The organism is Ralstonia mannitolilytica, from assembly GCF_000954135.1.
GTDB classification, from domain to species: Bacteria; Pseudomonadota; Gammaproteobacteria; order Burkholderiales; family Burkholderiaceae; genus Ralstonia; species Ralstonia mannitolilytica.
In genome coordinates this window covers 2944887-2962489 of the sequence record NZ_CP010799.1, presented here as the reverse complement: position 1 = coordinate 2962489, position 17603 = coordinate 2944887, and the positions used below count along the sequence as shown (strand labels likewise).

Sequence of the window (17603 nt, the reverse complement as noted above, 5' to 3'; positions counted from 1 at the left end):
TCAGTGGGTGGCGTTCCAGTGGACGTCCACCGCGTTCAGCCACAGGGCTTTGTCCTGCTCGGGCAGGAAGGACGCCTCGAAGCTGTTGCGCGCGAGCGTGTGGGCATCGGCAGCGCTCAGGTCGAGGGCGTCGAAGGTGGCGAGCCAGTTGGCGTTCATGTAGCCGCCGAAGTAGGCCGGGTCATCGGAGTGCAGCGTCACTGCGCAGCCGGCGTTCAGCAATTGCTTGAGCGAGTGGTCGCGCAGGTCGGGGTAGACCTTCAGCTTTTCGTTCGACAGCGGGCAGACCGTCAGCGCGATGCGCTCGGCGGCGAGGCGCCTGACCAGTGCCGCGTCGTCGATGGCGCGCACGCCATGGTCGATGCGCTCCACCTTCAGGATGTCGAGCGCGTCGGTCACGTACTGTGCGGGGCCTTCCTCACCGGCGTGGGCGACCAGGCGCAGGCCGAGTTCCTTGCAGCGTGCGAAGACACGCGCGAACTTCTCGGGCGGGTTGCCGCGTTCCGACGAATCGAGCCCCACACCGATGATGCGGTTGGCCGGGTCCTGGATGTACGGCAGGGCGGCTTCCAGCGTAGTGAACGCGTCTTCCTCGCTCAGGTGGCGCAGGAAGCAGAGGATCAGCCGGCTGGAAAAACCATGCTGGCGCTCGGCGTCGTCCAGCGCGCGGACGATGCCGCCGATGACCACGTGCATCGGCACGTTGCGCGCGGTGTGGGTCTGCGGGTCGAAGAAGATCTCGGCGTGGCGGACGTTGTCGGCCACGGCACGCGCCACATACGCGGCGGTCATGTCGTAGAAATCCTGCTCGGTGAGCAGCACGCTTGCGCCCGCGTAGTACAGGTCGAGGAACGATTGCAGGTCGTCGAAGGCATACGCTGCGCGCACTTCCTCGACGGAGGCATACGGCAGCTTGACGCCGTTGCGCTCGGCCAGCGCGAACATCAGTTCGGGTTCGAGCGAGCCTTCGATGTGGATGTGCAGTTCGGCCTTCGGGCTGGTGGCGATGCGTTCGGCAAGGGCTGGCGAGATCGGCATGATCAGACTGGCGTAGGAGTGCGGTAGGGGACTATCGCGCCGCCGCTGGCAGTGGTGAGCGCGTGCTGTTGCAGCTCTCGCACCTGCAGCAGTTGCGCGACGACGGAGACCGCAATGATATCCGGCGCCTTGTCGGCGATGCCAGCAATCCCAATCGGGCAGACCATTTCCGGCAGGCGTGCGGGGTCGACGCCGTGCTCGACCATGCGGTGCTCGAAGCGGGCGCGCTTGGTCTTGGAGCCGATGAGACCGAAGTAGGCGAAGTCCGTGCGGCGCATGATGCGTTCGCACAGCGCGAGGTCCAGCGCATGGTTGTGCGTCATGACCAGGAAGTAGCTGCCGGCCGGCGCGTGGTCGATCACGGCTTCCGGCGTATCGCTGGCTTCGATGACGACGTTCGGCGGTACATCGGCGGGGAACATCGCGTCGCGCTCGTCCACCCATGTCACGCGGCAGGGCAGGTTGGCCAGCGCGCGCACGATGGCGTGGCCGACATGGCCCGCGCCGCACAGCACGATCGACATGTCGGGCGGCAGGATGGTCTGCGTGAAGCCCACCGCATCGAACTGCACGCCGGCCGCCGCGGCATCGCCAATGGCGGCCGTGACGGGCACCGACGGGTCGGCCGATACGGAACGGCGCAGGCTGCGACGCTGGCGCATGGCGTCATCGGCCAGGGCGATCCACTGCGCATCGCGCGCATCGAGCCGTTCGAGCGACAGGCGCACCACGCCGCCGCAACACTGGCCGAGCGCGGGCCCAAGCGGGATGCGCACGAACTGGCGGCGCGCTTCGCCGCTGGCTTCGTGCGCCGCCATCATCGCCTGGGCGATCTCCATCGCGCGCCATTCGAGGTGGCCGCCGCCGATGGTGCCGAAGAAGCCGTCCGCGCACACCAGCATGAGCGTGCCCGCCTCACGCGGGGCGGAGCCCTGCACGTCCGTCACCGTGACCAGTACGCACGGCTGCCCCGCCTGCACGGTGGCCAGCACGTCGGCAAAGCGGAAGGGGCGCAGTTGTGTGTGGTCCATGGTGGCCTCGGTCTCGGGCTCAGACGGTCAGCGGGGTGCTGCGGATCGCCTCGATGGCCTTGAGGATTTCCTCGCACGTGGCCGGCGCGTTCAGCGGCGGATTGGTGCGGCCGTCGCCCACGGCGGCCACCGCGTCGCGAATGGCGAAGAATACCGAGAACGGCAGCAGCAGCGGGGGCTCGCCCAACGCCTTGGAGCGGTGGATGCTGTCTTCCACGTTGGCGTTGTTGAACAAGCGCACGCGGAAATCCGGCGGGCAGTCGTTGACGGTCGGGATCTTGTAGGTGGACGGCGCATGCGTCATCAGCTTGCCGTTCTTGTTCCACCACAGTTCTTCGGTCGTCAGCCAGCCCATGCCCTGGATGAACGCGCCTTCCACCTGGCCAATGTCGATGGCCGGGTTGATCGAGCGGCCGGCGTCGTGCAGCACATCGGCGCGCAGCAGGCGCCATTCGCCGGTCAGCGTATCGACCACCACTTCCGACACTGCTGCGCCATAGGCGTAGTAGTAGAACGGACGGCCCTGCAGCCTGGCCTGGTCCCAGTGCAGCTTGGGCGTGGCGTAGAAGCCGTCCGACCACAACTGCACGCGCGCGATGTAGGCAAGGCGGATCAGTTCGTCGAACGGCACGCGGCGTGGCCCGATCTCTACCTGGTCGGCCACGAACGCGACGCTGCTGGCAGGTACGTCGTAGTGCTGCGCGGCAAATGCGGTGAGACGCTCGCGGATCTGGCGGGCGGCATCCTGCGCGGCCTTGCCGTTCAGGTCGCTGCCCGTGGACGCGGCGGTGGCCGAGGTGTTGGCCACCTTGCTGGTGTCCGTGGCCGTGACGCGAATGCGCGTGAACGCCACGCCCAGTTCGTGCGCGACCACCTGCGCAACCTTCGTGTTCAGGCCCTGGCCCATTTCCGTGCCGCCGTGGTTCACCAGGATCGAGCCATCGTTGTACACGTGCACGAGCGCGCCGGCCTGGTTGAAGTGCTTCACGTTGAACGAGATGCCGAACTTCACGGGCGTGAGCGCCAGGCCGCGCTTGAGCACCGGGCTCGTCGCGTTGAATGCGCGGACGGCCTCGCGGCGCGCCCGGTACTCCGACGACGCTTCGAGCTCGTCGAGCAGTTCGTGGATGACGTTGTCTTCCACCGTCTGGCCGTACGGCGTGACGTTGTTCGTGTTCTTGCCGTACAGGTTGGCGCGCCGCACGTCGAGCGGGTCCTTGCCGAGGGCGCGCGCGATGTTGTCCATGATGTACTCGATGGCAAACGCGCCCTGCGGGCCGCCAAAACCGCGGAAGGCGGTGTTCGACTGCGTGTTGGTGCGCGCACAGAAGCCGTCGATCTCCACTTCCGGCAGCCAGTAGGCGTTGTCGAAGTGGCAGATGGCGCGCGTCATCACGGGGCCGGACAGGTCGGCCGAGAACCCGGCGCGCGAGGTCATGTCGACCTTCACGCCCTGGATGCGGCCGTCGTCGTCGTAGCCGGCCTCGTAGGCGAAACGGAAGTCGTGCCGCTTGCCGGTGATCATCATGTCGTCGTCGCGGTCCGGACGCAGCTTCACCGGGCAGGCGAGCTTCCAGGCCGCGAGCGCGGCGCAGCAGGCAAACAGGCCCGACTGCGACTCCTTGCCGCCAAAGCCGCCTCCCATGCGGCGGCATTCGACCTGCACCTGGTTGGCGTGCCAGCCCAGCATGTGCGACACCATGTGTTGCATCTCGGTCGGATGCTGCGTGGAGCACCACACGTGCATGCCGTTGTCTTCCTTCGGCACCGCGTACGAGATCTGGCCTTCCAGATAGAACTGCTCCTGGCCGCCCAGCGACATGTGGCCCGCTTCAGCGTGGGGCGCAGCCGCGATGCGCGCAGCGGGTTCGCCGCGCTTGAGGTGCATCGGCGGCAGCACGGATTTGCCGGCCGCGCGGGCTTCTTCGGGGGTGAGGAGCGCGGGCAGCACTTCGTACTCGATCTGGCCCAGGCGTGCCGCGCGGCGCGCCGCATCGTGCGACGTGGCCACCACGATGAACATCGGCTGGCCGACAAAGTGCACCGTGTCGGTGGCCAGGATCGGATCGTCGTGGATGATCGGGCCGCAATCGTTCGTGCCCGGAATATCGGCCGACGTGAATACCGCCACCACGCCCGGCGCCGCTTTCACGCGCTCGAGGTCCATGTTGACGATGCGCGCATGCGCCTGCGTGCTCATGCCCAGTGCCGCGTGCAGCGTGCCGGCCAGCTCGGGGATGTCGTCGGTATAGGTGGCGGTGCCGGCCACATGCAGGTGCGCGGATTCATGCGGGCGCGAGATGCCGACCACGGCACCGCGCTGGTCGGGCATCGCCGCCGCGATGTCGGCTTCCGCCAGCAGGAAAGCTTCGGTTTGCTTGTTCATGTCTCAGGCAGCGGTGAGGGTGTTCAGTTCGACCGCGCGCACATTGATCTGTTCGGGCGCGAGCGGCCCGTCGGCGCGGGTTTCCAGCCAGAAGCGGTACACCGTGTTGGCCGCCGAGATGCGGCGGTAGTTGTCCGTGGCGCGCATGTCGGTCAGCGGCGTGTAGTCGCGCGACATGGCTGCCATGGCCGCCCGCACGGTCGCTTCGTTCCACGGCTGCCCGATGATGGCGTTCTCGGTTTCGGTCGCACGCTTGGACGTTGCGGCCATGCCGCCGTAGGCGATGCGCGCGCTGCGGACGCGGGTTTCGCCATCCTGGTCGTCCAGCTCGATCGCGAGCGCCGCGCACACGGCCGAGATGTCTTCGTCAAAGCGCTTGGACAGCTTGTACGTGCGGAAGCGCAGCGCATCGCGGCCCTCGCGTGCCGGAATGCGCAGGCCGGCCACGAACTCGCCGTCTTCCATCGCGTTCTTCTGGTAAGCCAGGTACAGGTCTTCGAGCGGCAGCTCGCGGCGGGCTTCCCCGCGCTGCAGCACGACCCGCGTGCCAAGGGCGATGAGGGCTGGGGCCGAATCCCCGATCGGCGAGCCGTTGGCGATGTTGCCGCCCAGCGTCCCGGCGTTGCGGATCGGCAGCGAGGCGAAGCGCTTCCACAGTTCGGTCAGCTCCGGGTAGTCCTGGGCGAGGAAGCCGTAGGCCGCCTCCAGCGACACCGCGGCGCCGACCTCGATCCAGCCGTCGCGCTTTTCCAGTGCGTACAGGTCGGCCACCTGCCCGATGTACAGGATGTCGCCCAGCTCGCGGAACTGCTTCGTGACCCACAGGCCCACGTCGGTGCTGCCGGCGAGGATGCGGATGTCCGGGTGCGCAGCCTTGATGGCGGCGAATGCCGAGACGGTGCGTGGGGCGTAGAAGCGCGGCGCGTTCTCGACACCGGCGGGGGCGTAGGCGAAGGTGTCCTTGCGCTGCAGGTTGCGCAGCGTTTCAGCCAGCTGAGTGCGGTCGATGCCGGCCGGCGCGGGCAGCTCGAACATGCGTTCGCCCGCGTCGATGATCGGCCGGTAGCCGGTGCAGCGGCACAGGTTGCCCGTGAGCGAATCGCAGATGGCCTGGCGGGACGGCGGCGCGTTGCTGCCGGTGTTCTCGTACAGCGCGTAGAGCGACATCACGAAGCCCGGGGTGCAGAAGCCGCACTGCGAGCCGTGGCACTCGACCATCGCCTGCTGCACGGGGTGCAGCGAGCCATCCTTGCTGCGCACGTCTTCCACCGTGAACAGCGCCTTGCCATCGAGCGTGGGCAGGAACTGGATGCAGGCGTTGACAGCCTTCAGACCGACGCTGCCGTCTGCCTGCAGCTCGCCGAGCACGACGGTACATGCACCGCAATCGCCCTCGGCACACCCTTCCTTGGTGCCTGTGCAGTGCGCGTCTTCACGCAGGTATTGAAGCACCGTCCGGGTGATCGGCGCGTCTGAAACGGTGCGCACCTGGCCGCGGTGGAAGAAGCGGATGGGCTGAGTCTCCATGGGGTCTACGCGTGTTTGTGTGTATGACGGAACCATAGCACCGGGTCAGGAATGCAATATTTGGCCCAGGTGATAACCCGCATCGGAAAGCCAAAATCCGGGGTATACCCGTCGGTAGTGGTCTGGCGGCGCGGCGTGCAAGTGACATACACTCACAGCGTCCCTCAGCCCGTTTTTGGCGGTACGGCGTCGCCCGTGCCCGGTGTCCACATGCACGGCAAAGATCACCTCGATACGTACCTCCTGCGCGTTCTGTACACGCTGCTCACCGAGCAGAGCGTGACCCGTACGGCCGTCAAGCTTGGCCAGTCGCAGCCGGCGATCAGCAATACCCTCAAGCGGCTGCGCGAGATCACCGGGGACGCCATCCTCGTGCGCGGCAAGAACGGCATGGTGCCCACCGAGCGCGGCCACGAGCTGCTCACGCTGGCGCAGCAAAGCCTGGAGGCGATGGAGCGCATCGCCCGGCCGTCGCAGGAGTTCGACCCGGGCAACACGACGCGCACGTTCCACCTGGGGGCGCCCGATTACCTCGACGCGTTCTTCCTCCCCAACATCGTGGAGCGCCTGCGCAAGCACGCACCGCAGGCCAAGCTGGTGGTGCATCCGCTCAATGCCGGTGTGGATTACCTCGCCGCGCTCGAGCAGGGCGGCATGGATCTGGTGATCGGCAACTGGCTCTCGCCGCCCGAGCATCTGCATATTTCACCGCTGTTCGACGACGAGGTGGTCTGCATGCTCGGTGCACAGCACCCCCTGGCGCGCAAGGGCATCTCGCTCAAGCACTATGTCGAGATGCCGCATCTCGCCCCGGCTCCGTATGCGGCGATGCAGCGCAGCATGATCGATCAGGCACTTGCAGAGCAGGGTTTGAAGCGGCAGATCCAGGTGTCGCTGCCGTATTTCGGGCTGGTGCCGTATGTCCTGATGCGCACCGATCTGGTGTTCACGACCGGCCGGCAATTTGCCGCGCATTGCGCGCAGTACCTGCCGATCCGCATCCTGCCCACGCCCGTGGCGTTCCCGAAGATGCGTTTCTACCAGCTGTGGCACGAGCGCAGCCACGCCGCACCCGACGTGATGTGGCTGCGCCGCATGATCGGCGAGGTCGCGGCGGAGCTGCCGCAGCATCCGCAATTGGAAACGGCGGCCTGAGCCGCCGTTCCGTCAGTCGCCGCTTGCGCCTGCGTCACTTGCCGCCGGCGAGCGCCTTTCCGTAGTTCGGGAAGAACACCTGCTCGCCGTTCACCTTGAAGTCGGCAATGGCCTGTTGGCCAGCCGGCGAGGTGATCCATTCGATGAGTTTCGTGGCGTCGGTGTAGTTGATGCCCGCGTGCTTCGCCGGGTTGACCGCAATGATGCCGTACGGGTTGAACATGCGCGGATCGCCGGCCAGCACGATGTCGAGGCCGGTCTTGGCGCGGTAGGCGCCGTAGGTGGCGCGGTCCGACAGCGTGTAGGCGTTCATCTGGGCGGCCATGTTCAGCACCTCGCCCATTCCCAGGCCGGCGCTCACGTACCACGGCTTGCCCTTCGGGTCGATGTCGGCGGATTTCCAGTAGGCCTTTTCCATGACGTCGGTGCCGGAGTTGTCTGCGCGCGAGATGAACTTCGCGTTGGCCCTGGCGATGGTCTCCATGCCCTGGATCACGTTCTTCTGACCCCGCACGCGGGCCGGGTCGGCGGCCGGGCCGACGAGGATGAAGTCGTTGTACATCACGTCGCGCCGGTCGATGCCGCCGCCGGACGCAACAAAGGCATCCTCGAGCGGACGGGCGTGCACCAGCACCACGTCGACGTCGCCCGATTCTCCGAGCTTGACTGCCTTGCCCGTGCCAACGGCAATCACGTGCACATGGACGCCCGTGGCGGCCTCGAACTTGGGGAGTAGGACTTTGAGCAGGCCCGAGTTTTCCGTGCTCGTGGTGGTGGCCATGCGGAGCTCGCCAGCATATGCGGCCGTGGCGGCAGCCAATGTCAGGCAGAGTATCGCAGGCAGCCGAAGGGTTTTGAGGAATCCGGGCATGGTGTCAGGGTCATGTGGAACACGTGGACGCTTTATGTCGAATGCTGCATGATTGCGGCAATTCGGGGACGGCCGGCGGCCACCATGCGCCCGCCCCAGAATCCGAGGCATTGTTCTCTGGGGCCGCGGTCGAAGTAAATAGGAAATCATTAACATAATGGCGTTCCAGTTTGAGGTCTTTCCGGTGATCGGGCCGGACGATAATCCGCGCGCTAACGGCAAGGTGTTCCAGTTGCTGCGCGCCGTGCGGGAAACCGGCTCCCTGCATCGGGCCGCGAAGCAGGTCGGGTTGTCGTACCGGCACGCCTGGGGCGTCATGCGATCGTGGGAAGAGATGCTCGGGCGCACCTTGCTCGACATGGAGCGCGGCCGGGGCGCGTCGCTCACACTGTTTGGCGAGCGCCTGCTGCGCGCCGAGATGCGGTTGCGCGAGCAGCTCGACCCCGCGCTGCGGCAGGCCATGGGGCAGTTCCTGTCGGAGCTCGACGACGCCTCGCAGTCGCAGGCGCGCATCCGTTTTTCGGGCAGCCACGATCCGGCCGTCGAGGTGCTTGCCCAGACGCTGGCCGCGCATGGCAACGGCGCGCACCTGGACACCGTCTTCTGCAGCGCCGTCGAGGGGCTGATCTGCCTGCAGGAAAAGCAGTGCGAGGTGGCAGGCTTCTATGTGGCGCCGCAGCAGGGCGCCGGCTCGATCGCGCATCAGACCCTGCGCAAATGGCTGCGGCCCACCGCCGTGCGCCTGATCGCATTGGCCGACCGGGAGCAGGGGCTGATGATGTCGGCCGACTGGGCCGGCAAGGTACAGTCGTTGAGCGACCTGGCGCGCACCCAGGCGCGTTTCATCAACCGCCAGCGCAGCTCCGGCACGCGTCTGCTGTTCGATCAGCTGCTGGTTGCGGCGGGGTTGTACCCTGATCAGATCAACGGCTACGACGAACAGGAGTTTTCCAGCGACAAGATCGCCGTGGCCGTGCAGGAGGGCCGCGCGGACGTCGGCTTCGGGCTGCGTCCGGGGGCCGAGGCGCACGGGCTGCATTTCGTGCCGCTGACGCGCGAGACGTATTACCTCGCGGTGCGCCGCAACGACGCCCTGGCGCCGTGGGTGCGCGAACTCATGGAGCGCATCGGCCAGCCGGCCTTCCGCGAAGGGCTCGGTCATCTTGCCGGCTATCGCGCGACCGAACATGTCGCGTTGCTCACGGCTGACGAAGCGCTGCCGTGGCACGTCGACGAGGCGCGCACGCCTGCCCACTGAAGTCATGCGAACATGGCGGGGTCTGCGCGACGCCGCGCCCCCGTTCCCGTGTTGCCCATGCTCCGTTTTTCCGTCTGGACCCAAGCCTTGCGCATGCTGCGCCGCGACTGGCGCGCCGGCGAGCTGAACCTGCTGCTCATCGCCCTGGTGCTGGCGGTGGCTGCGCTGGCGTCGGTCAGTTTCCTGGCCGATCGCATGCATGCCGGCCTGGAGCGCGATGCGCGTCAGCTGATCGGCGCCGATGTGCTCGTGGTGTCCGATCAGCCGCTGCCGCCCGACATCGAGGCGCATGCCCGCGCCGGCGGCCTGCAGGTCGCCCATACGGCCACCTTCCCCAGCATGGCCAGCACGCTCACCAACACGTCTTCCGGCGAGCCGGCATCGCAACTGGCGGCCATCAAGGCCGTCGATGCGGGCTACCCGCTGCGCGGCACGCTCAAGGTCAGCGACGACGCGCGCGACCCGGCCGGCGCGCCCATCCGCGGCATTCCGGCCGCCGGCACGGTGTGGGTCGATGCGCCGCTGCTCGAAGCGCTCGGCATTCGCGTGGGCGACGCCATCCGCCTCGGCACACGCTCGTTCCGCGTCGCTCACGTCATCACGCAGGAGCTCGATCGCGGCGCCGGCTTCATGAACTTTGCTCCGCGCGTGATGCTGCCCATGGCCGATCTGCCTTCCACGGGGCTGGTTACGTATGGCAGCCGCGTCACGTACCGGCTGCTGGTGGCAGGCCCGGATGCGGCGGCCAATGCGTTCCGCACGTGGGCCGAAAACGCGCTGAAGACCCGCGGGCTGCGCGGCGTGCGCGTCGAATCGCTGCAGAACGGTCAGCCGCAGATGCGCGAAACGCTGGACCGCGCGGAACGCTTCCTCTCGCTCGTCGCGCTGCTGGCGGCCATGATCGCCGCGGTGGCCATCACCATGGCGGCGCGCCGCTATACCGCGCGGCATACCGATGCGGTGGCGGTCATCAAGTGCCTGGGCCTGAAGCAGGGGCAGATTCTGGGCACGTTCGCGCTGGAGTTTCTGCTGATCGGCGTGCTGGGCTCCGCGGTCGGCGTGGCGCTTGGCTATGGCGCGCACTGGCTGCTGCTCGCGTCGCTTGGCGATCTGGTCACGGTCACGCTGCCTGCGCCGTCTGCATGGCCGGCTGTGGTGGGTTTGGCAGCGGGTCTCGTGCTGCTGGTCGGTTTTGCCGTGCCGCCGTTGCTCGGCCTGGTGCGGGTGCCGCCGCTGCGCGTGTTGCGGCGCGATGTGGCTGAGCGCGCAGTCGCCGCATGGGTCGGGTATGCGCCGGGCGCGGCGGCTTTCTTTGCCCTGCTCGTGGTCTCTGCGCGCGACGTGAAGCTCGGGGCGCTGACGGCGGCGGGCTTTGCGGGGGCGATTCTGGTGTTTGCGCTGTTGGCCGCCGCGGGCCTGCGCGGGCTCGCCGTATCGCTGGGCCGAGGGCGCGCGCTGGGCGTGGGCTGGCGCTTTGCGCTGGCCGTGCTGGAGCGCCGTCGTGGCGTCAGCGTGCTGCAGACGGTGGCCCTCGCGGTGGGGCTGATGGCGTTGCTGCTGCTCGCCATGACGCGCAATGACCTGATCCGTTCGTGGCACAACGCCACGCCGGCCGACGCGCCAAATCGCTTCATCATCAACATCCAGCCGGACCAGGTCGAGCCGGTCACGCAGGTGCTGGCGCAGGCCGGCGTGGCGGCGCCAAGGCTCTATCCGATGGTGCGCGGGCGCCTGACGCAGGTGAACGGGCAGGCCATCAATGGCCAGACCTACGCTGAATCCCGTGCGCGCAATCTGGTCGAGCGCGAATTCAATCTCTCCTACGCGACCGAGCAGCCTCCCGAGAACCGTATCGTCTCTGGGCAGTGGTTCAGCGGCCAGAAGCCGGAAGCGTCGGTGGAAGAGGGCATCGCCAAGACGCTGAACCTGCGCGTGGGCGACGTGCTGCGTTTCGACGTGGGCGGCCAGCCGGTGGACGCGCCCATCACGTCATTGCGCAAGCTCGACTGGAGCTCGATGCGCGTGAACTTCTTCGTGATCCTGCCGCCCGTGGCGCTGCGCGACATGCCGCAGACGTACGTGACAGCGTTCCGCATTCCCGCCGGCCAGGCCGATCTGCCGGCCAGGCTGGTGCGCGAGTTTCCGAACCTGACGGTGGTCGATACCGAGCTGATCCTGAACCAGGTGCAGGGCGTGCTGGACCAGGTGACCGCGGCGGTGGAGTTCCTGTTCGTGTTCACGCTGGCGGCCGGTGTGCTGGTGCTCTATGCCGCGCTCTCGGGCTCGCGCGACGAGCGCCTGCGCGATGCCGGCGTGCTGCGGGCGCTCGGTGCGGGCTCCGGCGTGGTCCGCCAGACGCAATACGCCGAGGTGCTGATCGTCGGCGGCCTCGCGGGCTTGATGGCCGGCGTGGGCGCCATCGCCATCGGCTGGGTGCTGTCGGCGTATGTGTTCGATTTTCCGTATCGTTTCAACCCGGCGATCTTGCCGGTGGGCATCCTTGGCGGCATGGCCTGTGCCTTTGCCGGCGGGTGGCTCGGCCTGCGCGACGTGCTGCGCCGCCCTGCCATGGCCACCTTGCGCGATGCCTGACTCTCTTCACGTGATGGCTGTATGACAGATGCAACTGCCGGCCAGGAAACCCTGGCCTTTGACCTCATCGGCGGCGAGGCGCGCGTGCGCGAACTCGTCGACCGCTTTTACGACCTGATGGACCTCGAGCCCCAGTTCGCGGTGCTGCGCGCGCTGCATCCGCAAAGCCTCGAGGGCTCGCGCGACAAGCTTTTCTGGTTCCTCTGCGGCTGGCTTGGCGGGCCGAACCACTACATCGAGCGCTTCGGTCATCCGCGCCTGCGTGCACGGCACCTGCCGTTTGAGATCGGCACGCAGGAGCGTGACCAGTGGATGCGCTGCATGGCGCTGGCCATGCAGGACCTCGGTCTGGACGAAGCGCTGCAGATGCGCCTGATGCAGGCCTTCTGGCAAACCGCCGACTGGATGCGCAACGTGCCGCGCTGAACGGCCCATCACAAGAACGATTCGAGGAGACTTTCCATGATCGGCTTGCCCACTGCCGACGACGTGCTTGCGTTCTGGTTCGGCAACGCACCGCTGCACGCACCGCGGCCGGAATGGTTCGCGAAGTCCGACGCGTACGATGCCCAGATCCGCACGCGCTTCCTGCCGCTGTGGGAGGCCCTCTCGAGCGGAGGCGCCGACACGTGGATGGACACGCCGCTGGAAGCCATTGCGCGCATCGTGGTGCTCGACCAGTTCCCGCGCAACATGTTCCGCAATACCGCACGCGCATTTGCGAGCGACACGGCAGCGCTGCATACCGCGCAGATCGTCGTGGCTGCCGGCTGGGATGCGCAGTTGCCGACGCGCTTTCACCGCACGTTCTGCTACCTGCCGTTCGAGCACAGCGAATCGCTGGCCATGCAGGACGAGTCCATCCGGCTCTACACGCGCTTGCGCGACGAGGAAGGCGATGCCGACCCGCTCGTCTGGGCGGAAAAGCACCGCGAGATCATTGCGCGCTTCGGGCGGTTTCCGCATCGGAATGCGGCACTCGGGCGCACGTCGACGCCCGAGGAGGTGGCGTTCCTGGCGCAGCCGGGCTCCTCGTTCTAGGCGCGATCAGCGCGCCAGCACGGAATACATGAGCGTGCCGGAGAACGCCAGCAGCACGAGCGACGCACCACGCAGCAGCGTGGGCGTATGCGGCGCCCAGCTGCGGCGGGCCGTCAACAGCACGCCGAGATACGACCAGCCGACCGCGATCGGCACCAGCACGACGAGGAACGACGCGATCGTCCACGCAAAATACTGCGCCGACCGGAAGGCCTCGAGCGGAAACAGCGTACTGGCAAACAGCAGGGCCTTCGGGTTCATCAGCGTGGTGAAGAACATGTCGCGAAAGCTGACGGGGCTGGCCGTGACATGTTGCAGCGCCTTGCTCTGGCGCCATATCTTCGCGGCCAGGTAGACGATGTAGGCCGACGCGATGAGCTTGATGCCCATCGGCAGCCACGGCCGGTCGGCCGACACCGCGCTGAGGAAGAAGCCCCAAAGCGCGATGCCCAGCACATAGCCAAGCGCTTCCGCGGCGATGAGCGGGCTGGTCCGCCGCACGCCGACCTTGAGCCCCGACGACAACAGCAGCGTGTTGGTCGGCCCCGGCACGATGAGGACCAATGACACGTACAGTGCCATCCTGAGCAAGGTGTCCGGCATGTCGCGGCTTACGTGCGCTCGCGGCGCTCGGACCACTTGTCGACGGTTTCGCGCGGCGCGCGGGCGAGCATGTCGATCAGTTCGGCAGGATCGGTGCTCACGTGGAGCAGGTTGGCGTGATGGCGCTTGAGGAAACCCTCGTGCACGGCGTGGTCGATGAACGCGAGCAGCTTGTCGTAGAAGCCCGCCACGTTGAGCAGGCCGATCGGCTTGTTGTGGTAGCCGAGCTGCAGCCACGTGAAGGTTTCGAACAGCTCTTCGTATGTGCCCACGCCGCCGGGCATGGCGATGAACGCGTCGGCGCGGTCGGCCATCATCTGCTTGCGCTGGTGCATGCTGTCAACGATGTGCAGCTCGGTCAGATCCTTGTGGCCAACCTCCTTGCGCACCAGCGATTTCGGGATGATGCCGATGACGGGGGCGCCGCCCTGCAGGACCGCATCGGCCACGATACCCATCAGGCCGACGTTGCCGCCGCCGTAGACCAGCGTGAGGCCACGCTCGGCCATTTCGTTGCCCAACGCGATGGCGTTGGCCTTGTATTCCGGGCGCTCGCCCGGGCTGGAACCGCAATAGACGCAGATCGATTTCATTGTGCAGGGTGGCTGGTGTCGAGCGGCGGATCGTTGCTGCGGCTGACCGCCAGCAGATCGAAGGCACGCCGCGGCTTGCCGCGCAGGTAGGGCGCGAGGATGGAAAGGATGTGGTAGCTCGCACCGTGCAGGTGGTCGCGGATGGCGTTCGGGTCGTTGTACTGGCGCGGGTGCTGCACGAACTGGAACGACAGCCAGTAGGTCGCCACCACGACGATGTTGGTGCACATGACGTCGACCTGCTCGGGCGTGGCTTCCATCTCGCCGTCTTCGATGAACTGATGGCAGATGTCCATCGCGAAGTGGCGCTTCTGCTCGACGATGCGCTTGAAGTTCAGCTCCAGCATGCGGTTGCGCGCAAGCAGGTCGTTGATGTCGCGGTACAGGAAGCGGTAGTTCCACAGGAACTCCGACATGTACTGCAGGTAGCCCCACGTCTCGTCGAGCGTGGCCTTGTGGTCGTCGGGCAGCTTCAGGCGACGGCTCATCTCCTGCTCGAACTGCACGAAGATCGAGTTGATGATGTCGTCCTTGTTGCGGAAGTGGTAGTACAGGTTGCCCGGGCTGATCTCGAGCTCTTCGGCGATCGTCGTGGTCGTGACGTTGGGCTCGCCCAGTTCGTTGAACAGGCGCAGCGACACCTCGAGGATGCGATCGCGCGTGCGGCGGGGGCCGGTGGAGTGCTGCTTGGTTTCCATTGAACTGCCAAGGCCGGTGGCCCTGTCTCCGTGGCATGTAGGTGCCCGGATTATAAGAGATCGTGCTGCGGCAACGACGCCCCACCCGCAGCGGGCGCGGCGCCGCCAAACGTTGTCGTGCCGCTTTTCAGCGCAGCAGCGACGCGATCCACGGCCAGGCGATGGCCGCCCACGTGCCCACGCACAGCAGCAGGGCCAGCATGACGGCCGCGCTGCCGAAATCCTTCGCACGCTTGGACAGGCCATGCTGCTCGAGCGAGATGCGATCGACTGCCGCCTCCACGCTCGAATTGAGCAGCTCGACGATGAGCACCAGTACCAGAGTGCCGATCATCATGATGCGCTCCACCACCGTGGCCGGGATGACGAACGCACACGGCAGCAGGATCGCGCACAGCGTCAGCTCCTGGCGGAACGCGCTTTCCTCGTCAATGGCGAAGCGGATGCCGCTGATGGAATTCTTGAGCGCAAACCACGCGCGCGTGATGCCGCGATTGCCCTTGTGCGGGTTGTCGGCGGGCGAATACGCATCCGCCGCAGAAGGCGCCGGCGGCCGTTCCGGCGGGGAGGTCGGCTTCATGGAACGCAAGACTCAGGCACCCGCGGCTGTGGACGGTTGAGCGGTCTTGGCATCGCCCGATGCGGAGGCCGGCATGGGCCGCAGATGCGCAAGGAATTGCTCCGACGCCGCGCGCCATGAGAACTTCTCGGCATGCGCGCGCGCCGTGGCGCGGTCGATGCGCAGCGCTTCCAGGCAGGCCTCACGCAGGTCTTCGCGCAGGGCGCCGGCCGGGGAATCGCCCAGCACGTCGATCGGACCCGTCACCGGATACGCCGCGACCGGCAGCCCGCTGGCCAGCGCTTCGAGCAGCACCAGGCCAAACGTATCGGTGCGGCTCGGAAAGACGAACACGTCGGCTGACGCATACACCTTGGCGAGTTCCGGCTGCTTGAGCACGCCGAGGTAATTGGCGTTCGGGTATTTCGCCTTCAGCCCGGGCAGTGCGGGGCCTTCGCCGACGACCCATTTGGAGCCGGGAAGGTCGAGCTCGAGGAAGGCCTCGACATTCTTCTCGACGGCCACGCGGCCGACGTACAGGAAGATCGGATGAGCGGTGTTCAGGACGTTGCCACGCTGCGCCGTGAAGATGTCCAGATCCACACCGCGCGTCCACAGCACGCCATTGGTGATGCCGTAGTCGGCGAGGTCTTTCAGCACCACGGGCGTCGGCGCCATCACCGCCTGGGCGGGGCTGTGGAACCAGCGCAGGAAGCGGTACGTCCACGCCAGCGGAATGCCGAAGCGCGCCTGCACGTACTCCGGGAAGCGCGTGTGATACGCCGTCGTGTACGGCAGCTTGTGGCGCAGCGCATAGGCGCGCGCGGCCAGCCCCAGCGGCCCCTCGGTGGCGATGTGCAGCGCCTGTGGCGCGAATGTTTCGATGCGCTCCCGCACGCGCTTGGAGGGCAGGATCGACAGGCGGATCTCCGGATACGTCGGGCACGGCACCGTCTTGAATTCAAGCGGCGTGATCATGTCGACGATGTGGCCCATGGCTTCGAGTTCGCGGCGCGTCTGGGTGAGGGTGCGGACGACGCCGTTGACCTGCGGTTCCCAGGCATCGGTGACGATCATGATTTTCACGGGCTCTCCTTGCGGTGTGGCGGATGTCGGATGAATGGCGAGGGCGGGCTGAACGAGATCGATGCCGGTTTGGGTCATGTGGGGTTCCATCAGGCGGTGGCCGCCGCGGCACGGCGTGCGCGGCGGGACGTGCGCGGTGCATCGAGCAGATGCGTCCAGTAGACGATCTGCAGTTCGCCTTCCATCGTTTCGACCAGGGCGGAGAGGCTCTCGACCCAGTCGCCGTCGTTGCAATACAGCTGGCCGTCGATCTCGCGGATCTCGGCCTTGTGGATGTGTCCGCAGACCACCCCGTCGCAGCCGCGTCGGCGGGCCTCGTCGGTCATCACCCGCTCGAACGAGTTGATGAAGTTCACCGCGTTCTTGACCTGGTGCTTGAGGTATTGCGACAGCGACCAATACGGAAACCCCAGCCGCACGCGGATGCGGTTGAAGTGACGGTTCATGGCCAGGATGAAGGTGTAGAGCGAGTCGCCCACGTAGGCGAGCCAGCGCGCGTGCTGCATGACGCCGTCGAACAGGTCGCCGTGCACGACCCACAGGCGCTTGCCCGTGGCCGTCACATGCACGGCGTCTTCCGCGACTTCGATGTCGCCGAAGTTCAGGCCGTGGAACTGGCGCGCCATCTCGTCGTGGTTGCCCGGGATGAACACGACGCGTGTGCCCTTGCGCGCGCGGCGCAGCACTTTCTGCACGACGTCGTTGTGGGCCTGCGGCCAGTACCAGCCCTTGCGCAGCTGCCAGCCGTCGACGATGTCGCCCACCAGGTAGAGCGTGTCGGACTCGTTGTGCTTGAGAAAGTCGAGCAGGTAGGCGGCCTGGCAGCCCGGCGTGCCGAGGTGGATGTCCGAGAGCCAGATCGTGCGGTAGCGGTGCACGTTCTCGGCAGGCGGGTCGGTGTCCTTGTCCGCCGATTGGCCGGGCGTGAGCGCCTGGGTCGGTGTGCTGGCTGGCGTCTCGTGATCTCGCACGTCACCCCGACCGGCCGGCGCGGCCGAGCCGAGCGCACCGGCGGCGGACAGGCCCGCGGCCAATTGCATCAGGGGCGGTGGAGCGTTCCAGTCGGAACCGGTGAGGAGGGCAGCGCGAAAGCGTTGCGCGAGGCGGCGGAGAAAACCAGGGCGCGATGGCAGATTGGGCGAGACCATGTCGGCAACGGAGGCTG

Annotated in this window: 16 protein-coding genes; 5 read left to right on the top strand and 11 right to left on the bottom strand. The window is 67.0% G+C overall.

The features are described from left to right. Genes TK49_RS14005 through xdhA form a run of 4 tightly spaced genes read right to left on the bottom strand, consistent with a single transcriptional unit; the run spans window position 1 to window position 5982 of the window. Window positions 1-1038 (bottom strand): adenosine deaminase, encoded by a 1038-nt coding sequence (locus tag TK49_RS14005; RefSeq protein WP_045787245.1) that lies wholly within the window; start codon window positions 1036-1038, stop codon window positions 1-3. A gap of 2 nt (window positions 1039-1040) precedes the next feature. After that, entirely contained in the window at window positions 1041-2069 is a 1029-nt protein-coding gene (gene xdhC / locus TK49_RS14000) for a xanthine dehydrogenase accessory protein XdhC (protein WP_045787244.1), read from the bottom strand. Between the two features lie 19 nt (window positions 2070-2088). Beyond that, the gene (gene xdhB / locus TK49_RS13995) at window positions 2089-4455 is read right to left on the bottom strand and encodes a xanthine dehydrogenase molybdopterin binding subunit (RefSeq protein WP_045787243.1); all 2367 of its coding nucleotides are present in this window, start codon (window positions 4453-4455) and stop codon (window positions 2089-2091) included. Window positions 4456-4458: 3 nt separating this feature from the next. Continuing rightward, the gene (gene xdhA / locus TK49_RS13990) at window positions 4459-5982 is read right to left on the bottom strand and encodes a xanthine dehydrogenase small subunit (protein ID WP_045787242.1); all 1524 of its coding nucleotides are present in this window, start codon (window positions 5980-5982) and stop codon (window positions 4459-4461) included. Window positions 5983-6192: 210 nt separating this feature from the next. Between xdhA and TK49_RS13985 the strand changes: the two genes are divergently transcribed. After that, a complete protein-coding gene (locus TK49_RS13985; protein ID WP_045787241.1) occupies window positions 6193-7137 on the top strand; it encodes a LysR substrate-binding domain-containing protein in 945 nt (314 codons plus the stop codon). A gap of 34 nt (window positions 7138-7171) precedes the next feature. On the opposite strand, the gene TK49_RS13980 is transcribed toward TK49_RS13985, so the two are convergent. Beyond that, entirely contained in the window at window positions 7172-8008 is an 837-nt protein-coding gene (locus TK49_RS13980; RefSeq protein WP_045787240.1) for an ABC transporter substrate-binding protein, read from the bottom strand. 157 nt (window positions 8009-8165) lie between these two features. Here TK49_RS13980 and TK49_RS13975 point away from each other — a divergent pair, with 157 nt between their 5' ends. From TK49_RS13975 to TK49_RS13960, 4 genes are read left to right on the top strand one after another with little or no spacing between them, the layout of a single operon-like run. After that, window positions 8166-9266 carry a substrate-binding domain-containing protein gene (locus tag TK49_RS13975; RefSeq protein ID WP_045787239.1) on the top strand — a complete coding sequence of 367 codons (1101 nt, stop codon included), beginning with the start codon at window positions 8166-8168 and terminating at the stop codon, window positions 9264-9266. Between the two features lie 57 nt (window positions 9267-9323). Beyond that, complete coding sequence (locus TK49_RS13970) at window positions 9324-11858, top strand: ABC transporter permease (protein WP_045787238.1); 2535 nt, start codon at window positions 9324-9326, stop codon at window positions 11856-11858. A gap of 21 nt (window positions 11859-11879) precedes the next feature. Next, window positions 11880-12284: a group II truncated hemoglobin gene (locus TK49_RS13965; protein WP_045787237.1), complete on the top strand. Its 405-nt coding sequence runs from the start codon at window positions 11880-11882 to the stop codon at window positions 12282-12284. 36 nt (window positions 12285-12320) lie between these two features. Beyond that, a complete protein-coding gene (locus TK49_RS13960; RefSeq protein ID WP_045787236.1) occupies window positions 12321-12899 on the top strand; it encodes a DUF924 family protein in 579 nt (192 codons plus the stop codon). Window positions 12900-12905: 6 nt separating this feature from the next. Here the strand turns inward: TK49_RS13960 and TK49_RS13955 are convergent, their stop codons facing one another. The 6 genes from TK49_RS13955 to TK49_RS13930 all read right to left on the bottom strand — a co-directional run bounded on the left by TK49_RS13955 (window position 12906) and on the right by TK49_RS13930 (window position 17478). Then, window positions 12906-13502 carry a LysE family translocator gene (locus tag TK49_RS13955; protein WP_045787235.1) on the bottom strand — a complete coding sequence of 199 codons (597 nt, stop codon included), beginning with the start codon at window positions 13500-13502 and terminating at the stop codon, window positions 12906-12908. 8 nt (window positions 13503-13510) lie between these two features. Beyond that, entirely contained in the window at window positions 13511-14095 is a 585-nt protein-coding gene (locus tag TK49_RS13950) for an LOG family protein (protein WP_045787234.1), read from the bottom strand. After that, window positions 14092-14793, bottom strand: a complete 702-nt coding sequence (locus TK49_RS13945; RefSeq protein ID WP_045787233.1) for a TetR/AcrR family transcriptional regulator — start codon at window positions 14791-14793, stop codon at window positions 14092-14094. Before TK49_RS13945 ends, TK49_RS13950 begins: the two co-directional genes overlap by 4 nt. Window positions 14794-14920: 127 nt before the next feature. Next, window positions 14921-15373, bottom strand: a complete 453-nt coding sequence (locus TK49_RS13940) for a diacylglycerol kinase (RefSeq protein WP_045787232.1) — start codon at window positions 15371-15373, stop codon at window positions 14921-14923. A 12-nt stretch (window positions 15374-15385) separates the two neighbouring features. Further along, window positions 15386-16429 carry a glycosyltransferase family 4 protein gene (locus tag TK49_RS13935; protein WP_180964254.1) on the bottom strand — a complete coding sequence of 348 codons (1044 nt, stop codon included), beginning with the start codon at window positions 16427-16429 and terminating at the stop codon, window positions 15386-15388. 98 nt (window positions 16430-16527) lie between these two features. Beyond that, window positions 16528-17478 (bottom strand): UDP-2,3-diacylglucosamine diphosphatase, encoded by a 951-nt coding sequence (locus tag TK49_RS13930; protein WP_045787231.1) that lies wholly within the window; start codon window positions 17476-17478, stop codon window positions 16528-16530. Window positions 17479-17603 lie beyond the last annotated feature (125 nt).